General features: G+C 62.7%; 10 protein-coding genes. 2 read left to right on the plus strand and 8 right to left on the minus strand.

Features of this window, described 5'->3' with window-relative positions:
* Positions 1 to 203 precede the first annotated feature (203 nt).
* The gene (gene secG / locus HOY34_RS00900) at positions 204 to 659 is read left to right on the plus strand and encodes a preprotein translocase subunit SecG (protein ID WP_172359425.1); all 456 of its coding nucleotides are present in this window, start codon (positions 204 to 206) and stop codon (positions 657 to 659) included.
* Between the two features lie 151 nt (positions 660 to 810).
* A complete protein-coding gene (pyrG, locus tag HOY34_RS00905) occupies positions 811 to 2,454 on the plus strand; it encodes a CTP synthase (protein WP_172359426.1) in 1,644 nt (547 codons plus the stop codon).
* Between the two features lie 227 nt (positions 2,455 to 2,681).
* Here pyrG and mdoH read toward each other — a convergent pair whose 3' ends face one another.
* The 8 genes from mdoH to HOY34_RS00945 all read right to left on the minus strand — a co-directional run bounded on the left by mdoH (position 2,682) and on the right by HOY34_RS00945 (position 11,804).
* The gene (gene mdoH / locus HOY34_RS00910) at positions 2,682 to 4,409 is read right to left on the minus strand and encodes a glucans biosynthesis glucosyltransferase MdoH (RefSeq protein WP_172359427.1); all 1,728 of its coding nucleotides are present in this window, start codon (positions 4,407 to 4,409) and stop codon (positions 2,682 to 2,684) included.
* Between the two features lie 2 nt (positions 4,410 to 4,411).
* Positions 4,412 to 6,034 carry an OpgD/OpgG family glucan biosynthesis protein gene (locus HOY34_RS00915; RefSeq protein WP_172359428.1) on the minus strand — a complete coding sequence of 541 codons (1,623 nt, stop codon included), beginning with the start codon at positions 6,032 to 6,034 and terminating at the stop codon, positions 4,412 to 4,414.
* Positions 6,031 to 7,320, minus strand: a complete 1,290-nt coding sequence (locus HOY34_RS00920) for an OpgC family protein (protein WP_172359429.1) — start codon at positions 7,318 to 7,320, stop codon at positions 6,031 to 6,033. The genes HOY34_RS00915 and HOY34_RS00920 overlap by 4 nt, the downstream gene beginning before the upstream one ends.
* A 303-nt stretch (positions 7,321 to 7,623) precedes the next feature.
* Positions 7,624 to 9,060, minus strand: a complete 1,437-nt coding sequence (locus HOY34_RS00925) for a protein adenylyltransferase SelO (RefSeq protein ID WP_301538873.1) — start codon at positions 9,058 to 9,060, stop codon at positions 7,624 to 7,626.
* Positions 9,061 to 9,250: 190 nt separating this feature from the next.
* Entirely contained in the window at positions 9,251 to 9,622 is a 372-nt protein-coding gene (locus HOY34_RS00930; protein WP_172359430.1) for a pore-forming ESAT-6 family protein, read from the minus strand.
* Positions 9,623 to 9,855: 233 nt separating this feature from the next.
* Positions 9,856 to 10,761, minus strand: a complete 906-nt coding sequence (locus tag HOY34_RS00935) for a LysR family transcriptional regulator (RefSeq protein ID WP_172359431.1) — start codon at positions 10,759 to 10,761, stop codon at positions 9,856 to 9,858.
* Positions 10,762 to 10,995: 234 nt separating this feature from the next.
* On the minus strand, positions 10,996 to 11,235 hold the full coding sequence (locus HOY34_RS00940) for a hypothetical protein (RefSeq protein ID WP_172359432.1): 240 nt from the start codon (positions 11,233 to 11,235) through the stop codon (positions 10,996 to 10,998).
* 329 nt (positions 11,236 to 11,564) lie between these two features.
* Positions 11,565 to 11,804 carry a hypothetical protein gene (locus HOY34_RS00945; RefSeq protein ID WP_172359433.1) on the minus strand — a complete coding sequence of 80 codons (240 nt, stop codon included), beginning with the start codon at positions 11,802 to 11,804 and terminating at the stop codon, positions 11,565 to 11,567.
* Between the last annotated feature and the right edge of the window lie 143 nt (positions 11,805 to 11,947).

Below are 11,947 nucleotides of genomic sequence, written 5' to 3' on the forward strand. Positions count from 1 at the left end.
TGAAAGCGACAGCAGCTGCCGCATTTCGCGCCACATCTGCCCTGCGCCCCCGGTCGCCCGGCTTGCAGCGCAGGATCTGCGGCCCCAGGTGGCAGGCGGGCATATGCAGGACACAGACAGCGCCGCCTGCGCTTAAGCCTTACTCTTGCGCATCGGCGTTCTTGGGAATAGACAGCCGCATCCGCGCAAGGAGCCTCTGCCCGATGGAAAATGTTGTCCTCACGATCCACCTGATCCTCGCATTGCTGCTGATCGGCGTTGTGCTGGTTCAGAAGAGTGAAGGCTCTGCCCTGCTTTCCGGTGGCGGAAACATGCAGGCCCGCGCGAAACCCAATGCGCTGACCCGGGTGACCTGGATCCTGGCCGCCGCCTTTATCGTCACCTCGCTGACGCTGGGTGTGCTGGCGACCCGTGGCTCTGGCTCTGGCTCGGTTCTTGACGGGATGATGCCGCCCGCGACCAACAGCGATGGGGCAACGCCGCCTGTCTCGGGCATGATGCCGCCGCCCTCGGGTGCGAATGTCGATCCTGGCGCGCCCCCGGTCGCAGCCGATCCCGCCGCACCGCCCGCAGCCGATGCACCTGCGGCTGATACGCCGGCCGAGACCCCCGCCCCTGCGGCAGACCCGGCAACGCCCCCGGCTGCACCAGCCAACTGATCCACTATCCTTTGACGGGATCCGCCTGCCGCAAACATGATCTTGCGGCAGGCGGTTGCGTTTTATGGCGCAGCAGGCTATTTGCCAAATCCCGTGGTGATGCGATTCCACCGATCCGAATCGTCTGTTTCCAGAACTGCGGGAGTCCCCAATGGCGCGTTATATCTTCATCACCGGTGGCGTGGTTTCGTCGCTGGGCAAGGGTCTCGCGTCTGCGGCACTGGGGGCGCTGTTGCAGGCCCGTGGCTACACAGTCCGCCTGCGCAAGCTGGACCCCTATCTGAACGTCGATCCCGGCACGATGTCGCCCTTTGAACATGGCGAGGTTTTCGTCACCGATGACGGTGCAGAAACCGATCTCGACCTCGGCCATTACGAACGTTTCACCGGCGTCTCGGCCCGGATGACGGATTCGATCTCTTCGGGCCGCATCTATTCCAACGTGCTGGAAAAAGAGCGTCGCGGCGATTACCTCGGCAAGACGATCCAGGTCATCCCGCATGTGACCAATGAGATCAAAGACTTCCTGCGCGTGGGCGAGGATGAGGTCGATTTCATGCTTTGCGAGATCGGCGGCACCGTCGGCGATATCGAGGGCCTGCCCTTCTTCGAGGCGATCCGCCAGTTCATCCACGAACGCCCGCGCGGTGAATGCATCCTGATGCACCTGACGCTGCTGCCCTATCTGGCCGCAAGCGGAGAGCTGAAAACGAAACCGACCCAACACAGCGTCAAGGAACTGCAGTCGATCGGCCTCGCGCCTGACGTGCTGGTCTGCCGCTCGGAACACCCCATTCCGGACCGCGAGCGCGAAAAGATCGCGCTGTTCTGCAACGTCCGCCAGGAACATGTGGTCCCGGCCTATGACCTGAAGTCGATCTATGAGGCCCCGCTGGCCTATCACCGCGCCGGGCTTGACCAGGCGGTGCTGGATTGCTTCGGTATCTCGCCCGCGCCCCGCCCCAATCTGGAACGCTGGGAAGACGTGATGGACCGTCTCGACAATGCCGAGGGCGAGGTCCGCGTCGCAGTGGTGGGCAAATATACCCAGCTCGAAGACGCCTATAAATCCATCGCCGAGGCGCTGACCCATGGCGGCATGGCAAACCGGGTGCGCGTGCGCGCCGAATGGATCGACTCGACCCTGTTCGAGAAAGAAGACCCAGCCGCCTGGCTGGAAAACTATGATGCGATCCTGGTTCCGGGCGGCTTTGGCGAGCGCGGCACCGAGGGCAAGATCCGCGCCGCACAATTCGCCCGCGAAAAAGGCGTCCCCTATCTGGGCATCTGCCTTGGCATGCAGATGGCAGTGATCGAATCTGCCCGCCATATGGCCGGGATCGAGGGCGCAGGCTCAGAGGAATTCGACCATGAGGCCGGCGAGAAGCGTTTCGTCCCCGTGGTTTACCACCTGAAAGAATGGGTGCAGGGCAACCATAAGGTGCGCCGCAAGGCCACCGACGACAAGGGCGGCACCATGCGCCTCGGCGCCTATACCGCACATCTGAAAGAGGGCTCGCGCGTGGCCGAGGTCTATGGCGGCACGGTGATCGAGGAACGCCACCGCCACCGCTATGAGGTCGACATCCAGTATCGTGACCAGCTTGAGGCCTGCGGGCTGACCTTCTCGGGCATGTCGCCCGATGGCAAGCTGCCGGAAATCGTTGAGGTCAAAGGCCATCCCTGGTTCATCGGCGTGCAATTCCACCCCGAACTGAAATCAAAACCCTTCGCACCTCATCCGCTGTTTGAGGGCTTTGTGCGCGCCGCCAAATCGAACGGCCGCCTCGTCTGACATCAAAGGGGCCCCAACCAAGCCCCATTCATCTGTCCCTAAATATCCCGGGGGAGGCTGCGCCAAAGGCGCAGACGGGGGCAGAGCCCCCCTCCAACCGGCGCAAAATATCCGAAAGCCCAGAATTTCCGGCAACACAAAATATCCGGCAGCCCCGAATATCAGACAGTCCAAAAGAAAAGGGCGGCCCCGCAAGGCCGCCCTTTTTCATTCTCATCCCGCTCGCTCTATCGCGCCGGGGCCAGCGGCACTGCCGCCAGATCATCGCCCGGTCCCGCCACCCAGGCCGAGACCGGCACCGCCAAAAGCAGCCCAAGCGCCACCGGCAGGAACCAGATGCTCAGCACGCCAAGCGTGATCATCGCGCTCAGCATCAGGCCAAGCCCGGTCTCTGCCGCATGGAATTTCAGCAGCGCTTTCAGCGGGATACGGCCATGCGCATGCTGCGGCCAGCCGGTATCCGCCCCGGTCAGCGCCCGGAAGATGATCTTCGCGTGATGCAGCATCATCACCGGGGCCGAAAGAACAGCAATCACCGTCTCAATCACCAGCAGCTTCACAAAAGCCAGCCGCTTGCCTTTGGCCACACCCACCCGGGCGATGTAATCCGCGACGCCAAAAAGCCGAGGCGCGAAAAGCAGCGTGATCACGGTGGCGGCCAGCATCACCTCAACCCGGTCGGTCGCCTGGCCGGTGCGGCCCTGATCGGCCATCGCCCAGAGAACCAGCATCAGCAACAACAGGACCGAGCCGATATAGGCCATGGCCCCCGACAGGAAATGCAGCCGCGACACCCAATGCAGCCCCGGCACCTTCAGCAGCCGCATGTGCTGCAGATTGCCCTGGCACCAGCGCGCGTCCCGCTTGATATGGGCCAAAAGGTTGCCAGGCGCCTCTTCGTGGCTGTCAGCGGCCTCGGGCAGGATGCGCACACCCCAGCCCGCACGGCGCAGCAAAGCGGCCTCGACGAAGTCATGGCTCTGGATCACGCCCCCCATCGGGCGCGGGCCCGACAGATGCGGCAGCCCGCAATTCGTCGCAAAAGCCTTCATCCGCACCATAGCGTTATGGCCAAGGAAATTCCCGTCCGAGCCGGTCCAGATCGCAAAGCCACGCCCATGCGGGCCGCCGTAAACCCGGCTGGCGAAACTTTGCAGACGTTGCCAGCGGCTTTCACCCGCGCCGGTGATCGGCAGGGTCTGCGCCAGACCACAGCCCGGATCAGCGACCAGCGTATCGGCCAGGGTCAGCACGGTCTCACGCCCCATCACCGAATCCGCATCGAGGATCAGCGCCGCGTCATAGGCCGCCCCCTGGCGCGAGATCCAGTCACGGATATTGCCTTGTTTGTAATCGGTATTTTTCAGCCGGTGGCGATATGTGATCGCCAGATCAGGCCGCGCAGCAGTCAGTTTGGCGACCAGCGCCGCCTCATCCAGCGCCGCCCGCCCGTTGCGGGTATCCGACAGCACATGCAGCGAGAAGCGATGCGCATGCCCCGGCGCCCGCAGGCTGTCCAAAAGCGCGACCGAGGGCGCAAGCGTCGCCTCGGGATCCTCGCCATACATCGGCAAAAGGATCGCAATCCGCAGGCCGGGTGCTGCCGCATTGGCCCGCGCAGGCGCACGCCAGAACAGCCCGCAGAAAGACGAGACCACCGACATCGCCATCCAGAAAACCGCGAAACCCGACAAAAACGCCAGCATCAGATCGGCCGGCGTGAAAGCGCCATCCGCCGCCAGCACCTTGCCCGTCATATAGCCAAAGCCAATGGCGAAAGGCGGCGGCAGGATCAGCACAGCTGCCCGCGCAAGGCGCGAATGGGTGCGGATCGGCCCCCCTTCACGCGCAGCCGGGTCATGCCAGCGGCGATCCAGCGCCTGGTCGGGCATCGACAAAGGTGCCGGCAAAGTGACCGGACGAAAGCCGTATTGAGGACGAAAAGCCCGCGACATATTCAGCCCACCCAACGATAAAGCCAGATTTCACCAACCATGGTCACGCCACCGCGCCACAGCTCGACCCGCAATTCGACCGCCTGACCCGGGGGCAGGATCAGCGTCGCATCGACACGCATCCCCCCGGTATCCTCATTGCGGTGGATCAGCACGCCCGTCACCTCGCCCGCCGATGCGGTGACCCGCGCCTCCAGCTGCGAAGGGTCAGTGCCAAGCGAGGGATGCGCCTCATAGTCGATGGCGAACATGCGGCCCTCTTCAAAGACCCGCTCGCCCTGGCGCGATGCGATCACGCGGGCTTTCTCGCCATCAACCGGCGGCGCGCCATCGGCCCAGTGCAGGCGATAGGCGAAACGGTTTTCCGACCCCGCCTCCATCGCCGCCTCTGGCCGCCAGAAGGCGACGATATTGTCGTAGATTTCCTTATCCGCCGGGATCTCGACCAGCACGACCGAGCCCTTGCCCCAGGCGCCCTTCGGCTCGACCCAAAGCGAGGGGCGGCGCTCATAATGGGCGGCAAAATCGTTGTAGCTGCCCGGATCGCGGGCGCGTTGCATCAGGCCAAAGCCGCGCGGATTTTCATCGCCAAACCAGGAGGTCTCGACCGATTTCGGATTGGCCAGCGGACGCCACAACAGATCGCCCGAGCCGGTCGCCACCAGCAGGCCGTCGCTGTCATGCACGCCCTCACGGAAGTCATCAAACGCCAGGCGGTTCAGATCATTGAACAAAAACATCGAGGTTCCAGGCGCCAGCCCCACCGCATCCAGCGTGACGCGCGGGAAAACAACCGCCTCGACATCCATCGTGGTCACATCGCCCTTGCGGATCGCAAAGCGGTAGGCCCCGGTCAGCGAGGGGCTGTCCATCAGCGCCCAGACCACCGCCTCTTCGTCATGCAGCTTGCCCTCTTCGATCCAGAAGCGGCGGAACAGCGGGAATTCTTCGGGCTGATCAGGGGAAGCGGTGTTCAGCGCCAGGCCCCGTGCCGACAGACCATATTGCTGGCCCTTTGCCACGGCGCGGAAATAGGTCGCGCCCTGGAATACGGCATATTCCTGGAAGGTGCCTTTGCTCTCGATCTCGCCGGTCAGGCGGAAGCCCGAGAACCCCGTGCCCGTCTCTGGCAGTTCGGGGAAACGGTCGGTGCGCACGAAGAGGTCATAGTCGAACAGCACCTCGCGCGCCTCGCCTGCGGCCACCGCGAAGATCTCAACCGGGTAATGCTGGTAAAGGCCCGCCACGAACATCTCGGCCCGCACCGGGCTTTCCGAGGCGCCAAACAGCGCGTGTTTGCCGTCAAACCAGATCTCACGGATCTGATCATAGGTCAGGCCCTTCCAGTCGGGCGAGATCTCGGCGGGCGGCGCATAGGGCTGCTCGGCCATGGCGCGGGCCAGGGCCTCGACCATGCCATCGGCGAAGGGCTCGGCCACGCCGAGTTTCACCCCCTCGGGCGTCAGGATGCCGCCCTCGGGCAGCTCTTCGGCCCGGGCTTTGCGCGGCAGCATCCCCGCCGCCGCCATCGCCAGCACAAGGCCCAGAGTGCCACGCCGGGTGACGCCCGCGCCCATGCGCGCGCTTGCAGAAGGCTTTGCAGATGAGGTGTCGAAGCTGGTCATACCTTAACTCCCCGAGCGGACAGCGACGGCCCGGTCTCGTGTATATGAAGCGCCTGATGCGGCTGATGAATTGCGGGGGCTGCGCCTGCGGTCATGGCCTTCTTCCAGCCCTGCCCCTTGAACCAGGCGGCGATGCGGGCGGTCAGCCAGATCAGCGCCACCCCCGTCAGATTGATGGCCGGGGTGACGATCATCCCCGGTCCGAGAAGATGCAAAAACGCGCCCAGAACCCGGGCCAGAACCATCGAGACCGCGAAAACCGCCAGCGACTGCCGCCCGATATCGGTAACCATGCCGACAAGGCGCGGCCATTCGGTGGAAAGGCTGCGCAGCCGCGCCCCCTTTTCGCCCGCCAGCGCCCAGGCCAGATAGGCAAGGCTCAGGAAATGCACATAGCGCAGAAGGCCAAAGCCGGTCTTGTCGTAAAGGATGCGCCACTCGCCGCGCCATTCCTGCAGGATCGTCGATTTGCCGATCACCACATGCCAGGCGAAGGGCACCGTCAGCACCACGATCCCAAGCGCCAGCACCACCAGCCCCGGCCGCAGCGGCGGCTTTGGCAGCCAGCCCGCGACAAAGCCATAGCCGGTGAAGAAGATCAGCTGCCATGCAAAGGGGTTGAAGAACCAGGGCCGGGTCGAGCCATTGACGAACCACAGTTCCGCCGGCAGCCAGATGCTGCCCGTCGTGCCGCAAAGCCACAGCGTGACCGAGGCCGCCAGCGCCAGCCGTCCGTCGATCCTGGCCAGGCCAACCATCACCGGAACCAGCGCCAGCAGCACCATATACATCGGCAGAATGTCGAAATAATTCGGCACATAGGTCAGCGTCATCAGCCCGAAAAAGTTCGGCGCGGTGTTTTTGAGGAAGGGGTAAAGGTTCAGCGCCCCCACCTCATCGCGGCTGAACCAGCCGCTCATATTCAGGGCAAGCATCGCCAGCACGGCGACCAGAAACACCCCCAGATGCACCCAATAGACCTGCCAGATGCGGAACAGGATGCGCGCTGCGCCAACCAGCCAGCCCGCGCGGTGAAAGATCACCCCATAGGCCAGTGCCGAGGCCATGCCAGAGCAGAAGACGAAAATCTCGGTCGAGTCGGAAAAGCCGAAGCGGCCCGGCATCCACAGCGTCCAGGGATTGTCAGTGATATGCGCGATGAGGATCACAATCATCGCCAGGCCGCGGAAAAAATCCAGCCTGATATCGCGTTCCCGACGCTCGCCGTTGCCGGAATTCACCCCGGCCGGATTGCCCGCTGCCCGGGCTGCTGAAATGTCGTTCACGTCTCGCCTCTGCACCCTGTGCTGGCTGGCGGACCGACGATGACAGGACATCCTGAAACCCGGTTTCCGCCTTGCTGGGCGATCCCTTTACAGACTTAGCACGAATCGATTGATTTCGCACCTGCAGCATCAGGATCATTCGGCGATTCGATACTGCCGCGCATGATTTCCTTCAACTGATAAGTGTTTGAAAACACCCGCACGTGCGGGAAAGCACGACCTGCGGGGTGGGGATTGTGCAGCTTTCCGCCGATGCGTGGTTTCTGCCTCTGCAAAAAAGATGTGATGGAACCGTTTCTGATTTCAGGTTCCGCAAAAAGTCACATAGGCCCCAAATCCCTGCGGCGCGGGCAGGCTGTAAAGCGGATGCTCCTGCAGCGGATTTTGCACCGCCTGCAGCAGCTGCATAAAGGGGGCCATATCGCCTGCCGTCGCCGCGCTCAGCGCCTCTTCGACGCGGTGATTGCGCGGGATGACGGCGGGGTTTTCCGTCCGCAGACGGCTGGCCGCCTGCGCATGATCGCCCAGCCGGTTTTGCCAGCGCGGCAGCCAGGCTTCCATCAGTGAGAAATCCTCGAACAGCGCCCGGAGCGGGGTGTGATCGCCCTCAAGCCAAAGCGCGAGGCGACGGAAAGTCAGCGTCCAGTCTGCCCCGGTCATCGCCGTCAGCAGGTCCTGGATCAGCGCCGCATCCGCCGCATCCTCGCCGCTCAGCGCCAGTTTGCGACGCATCACCGCCAGCCATTCGCGCTGGTAAAGCCCGGCAATCCCCTCAAGCCGCTGGTTCAGGATTGCGACGCCCGCCTCCTGATCTTCATCGATCAGCGGCAGCAGGCATTCCGCCAGCCGGGCCAGATTCCAGGCAAGGATCAGCGGCTGATTGGCCAGCGCATAACGGCCCTGGCGGTCGATGGACGAGAATACTGTGCCCGGCGCATAGGTCTCGATAAAGGCGCAGGGGCCGTAATCAATGGTCTCGCCCGAGATCGCCATATTGTCGGTATTCATCACCCCATGCACGAATCCCAGGCCCATCCAGGCCGCGATCAGCGCCGCCTGACGCTGCGCAACCTGGTCGAAGAACGCCAGATAACGCTCTGACGTAGCAGGGATTTCCGGATAATGCCGCGCGATGGCATAATCGGCCAGCGCCCGGACCTTGTCGCCCTCCTGGCGAGAGGCAAAGAACTGGAACGTGCCCACGCGGATATGGCTGGCCGCCACCCGCGCCAGAACAGCCCCCGGCAAAAGCCTGCCATCACGGCCGATCTGCTCGCCGGTCAGCGCCACCGCCAGCGAACGTGTGGTCGGCACATTCAGCGCCGCCATCGCCTCGGAAATCAGATATTCGCGCAGCATCGGCCCAAGCGCCGCCTTGCCATCGCCGCCCCTTGAAAACGGCGTGCGCCCCGAGCCTTTCAGCTGCAGATCCCACAGCCGCCCGTCAGGCCCGCGAAACTCTCCCAGGAGATGCGCCCGCCCATCCCCAAGCGAGGGCGAGAAGCCGCCAAACTGATGCCCGGCATAGGCCAGCGCAATCGGATCGGCCCCCTCGGGCAATTCCGCTCCCGAAAACCACGCCGCCCCATGCAGTTGCAGCGCGACAGGGTCCAGACCCAGCTGATGGGCCAGCGCCTCATTCAGCACAATAAGGCGCGGATCAGGCGCCCGGTCCGGCTGAGCACGCAGCCAGGTGTCTGGCAGATCCGTCATATAGCTGTGCTGAAACTGAAAGACCAAGCCCGCCTCCTGCCGCTGTAGCTGCCACCTGCTATCCCGGCCAGGTTAGGCCGAAAATCGCAAATAAGCAGGCCCCCAAATAAACAGACCCCCGTGAGGCGGGGGCCTGAGCGTGATTCTGCCCGAAGGCTATCTTAACGACGACCGGGAAAACCACGCGCCCGAAAACGCGCAGCCCCGCAGCGCCCGCTTATTGCGGCAGCTGAGCGCCCATCGCAATCAGAGCGTCAGACATCTGCTTGCAGACCTCAGCCTGGGACGAGCCCTGGGCATCGGCGTCTTTGATGTTTTGCTCAACCCCGTTGACCGAGAGGATGCCTTCCTTGCCCTTGGCATAGGCGGCCTCGACCTTGTCCGCGTCGCCTGCAGCCGGCAGCATCGCTACGATCTTGTTCTGCACCTCGATGGCCGCGCCATCGATATGGCCCTCAGCCTGGCAATACTCCAGCAGCCCGATCGTGTTGCGGGCCCCCGCCAGAGCGTCATCAAGATCCTGAGCCAGCGCCGGAAGGCCCAGCACCGACAGGGCCAGTGCAGAGGAAAGAATCACAGATTTACGCATTACAAAGCTCCGGTTTGATAGGAATGGTCTGGCCGCAGATGGCACTCAATTCCAATTAACCGCAAGTGTTTAGAAAAATTCGCCACGTAAGAGCAAAAAACCGCCAGTTGTGCCTGTCACAGATCGGCGGTTATCCACGTATCGCGGGCAATCAGCGGGTCAACCGTGCCAGCCAGACCAGACCAGATCATTCAGGCTGGGCCAGTCAGGCCGGGTCAGTCAGGCTGGGCCAGTCAGGCGGGGCCCGCCTCTTTACCCCCGGCAAGATCGCTCTTCGAGAGAAAGTCGACAAAGGCCCGCAGCGCCGCGCTCATATTGCGCGACGAGGGCCAGATCACGCTGATCGGCAGCTCGGGCAATCCATAGCCCGGCATCAGACGCACCAGTCGCCCCGCCTCAAGATCCTCATCGACCTGAAAGCCAACGGTCAGCGCGACCCCCTGCCCCTCCAGGGCGGCGGTGCGGATCATATCGCCGTTATTGGTGGAAAAGGCCGGCGTCACCTTCTGATGGATCGTCTCGCCCTGATGGCGGAACGGCCAGGTCCCAGCGCTGCGGGTATTGGTGTAGTAAAGGCAGCGATGGTTCGCCAGATCTGCAGGCTCGGTCGGGGTGCCATGTTGGGCCAGATATTCAGGCGAGGCGACCAGCACCGTATCGACCATGCCCAGCTGTTTCGCCCTGAGGGTGGAATCCTCCAGCATGCCCACCCGGATCGTGGCATCAAAGCCGCCCGCCACCGGATCAATGCATCCGTCATCAAGCGACAGATCCAGCCTGACATCGGGGTTCTCTTCCATGAAGCGCATCACATGCGGATGCAGCACCCGCAAGGTAAACGAGATCGGTGCCCCGATCCGCAGCCGCCCCGCCACAAGGCCCGCCCCCTGGCGCACGGAATCATCCGCCTCATCCAGGTTGCGCAGGATATCGCGGACCTGATCATAATAAGACTGCCCCAGCTCAGTCGGGCGCAGCGAGCGGGTCGAACGGGTCAGCAGCTGTGCGCCCAGCCGCGCCTCAAGATCAGAGACATATTTACTGACAAGGCTGCGAGAAATTCCCATGCGCCTGGCAGCCCCGGCAAAGCTGCCTTCCTCTATAATATGCACATAGGTGCGTAAAACCGCCGTATCCATCGCATTCCCCGATTACCGGTGTTTGTATCGGTAACAGATTTATGCAGCGTTAAGCCCCTCGGCAACGCGAGGACCAGGCAAGGCTCTGTGCAGCAATGCGCGAATTTCACATCAATGTGACGCTGCGGGGCTGCGCCGTGAACGCCAACAGGGCGCCTGCTGTCGCAGACGCCCTGTTATTCAAAGATCAGGCGAGATGGTCGTCTGGGGGCGCCCCCTCGCGCCTGCTCTGTCTTAGCCGCGGCCACCGCGGGTATCACGCTCACCAACCGGAATTTTGGTGACGGTAACCGGATCGGTGCGTTTCAGGCCCAGCTGATGCAGCTCTTTGCCCGATTTGATATGTGCAGCCGGAGCTTCAACGATCTCAGGGGCGGCGCGGGTGATCACCGGATCGGGCAGCGAGGCCAGAGCAAGATTGGCAGAGCCTGCAACCAGAGCAGCGGCGGTAGCGATAATAGCGAAGCGTTTCATTTCATTCACCTTTTTAGGTTGGTTGACGCTGGTTCGCGTCTGATGAAACCGATATAGACCTGTGCATCAGGGAACATCAGATCCTATTTTTCGATTTCTATGTTCACCAGTGTTGATCAATAAGGCCCTCGGAACTGCAATATCGCGCCGGGCAGACGGCCAGTTGAAAGCAGGCCAGGCAGAGGCAGAAAAACCGGGCCACCTCCCTGACCAGGGCCAGAATGCATAGGCCGCAAACGCCAACAGGGCGCCTGCTGTCGCAGACGCCCTGTTATTAAAAGATCAGGCGAGATGGTCGTCTGGGGGCGACCCCTCACGCCTGCTCTGTCTTAGCCGCGGCCACCACGGGTATCACGCTCACCAACCGGAATTTTGGTGACCGAAACCGGATCGGTGCGTTTCAGGCCCAGCTGATGCAGCTCTTTGCCCGATTTGATATGTGCAGCCGGAGCTTCAACGATCTCAGGGGCGGCGCGGGTGATCACCGGATCGGGCAGCGAGGCCAGAGCAAGATTGGCAGAGCCTGCAACCAGAGCAGCGGCGGTAGCGATAATAGCGAAGCGTTTCATTTCATTCACCTTTTTAGGTTGGTTGACGCTGGTTCGCGTCTGATGACACCGATATAGACCTGTGCATCAGGGAACATCAGATCCTATTTCTCGATTTCTATGTTCATCAATGTTGATCAATGGCGGCGCGCCCCCGTGGCAGT

Source organism: Pseudogemmobacter hezensis, assembly GCF_013155295.1.
In the GTDB taxonomy this organism is placed as follows: domain Bacteria; phylum Pseudomonadota; class Alphaproteobacteria; order Rhodobacterales; family Rhodobacteraceae; genus Pseudogemmobacter; species Pseudogemmobacter hezensis.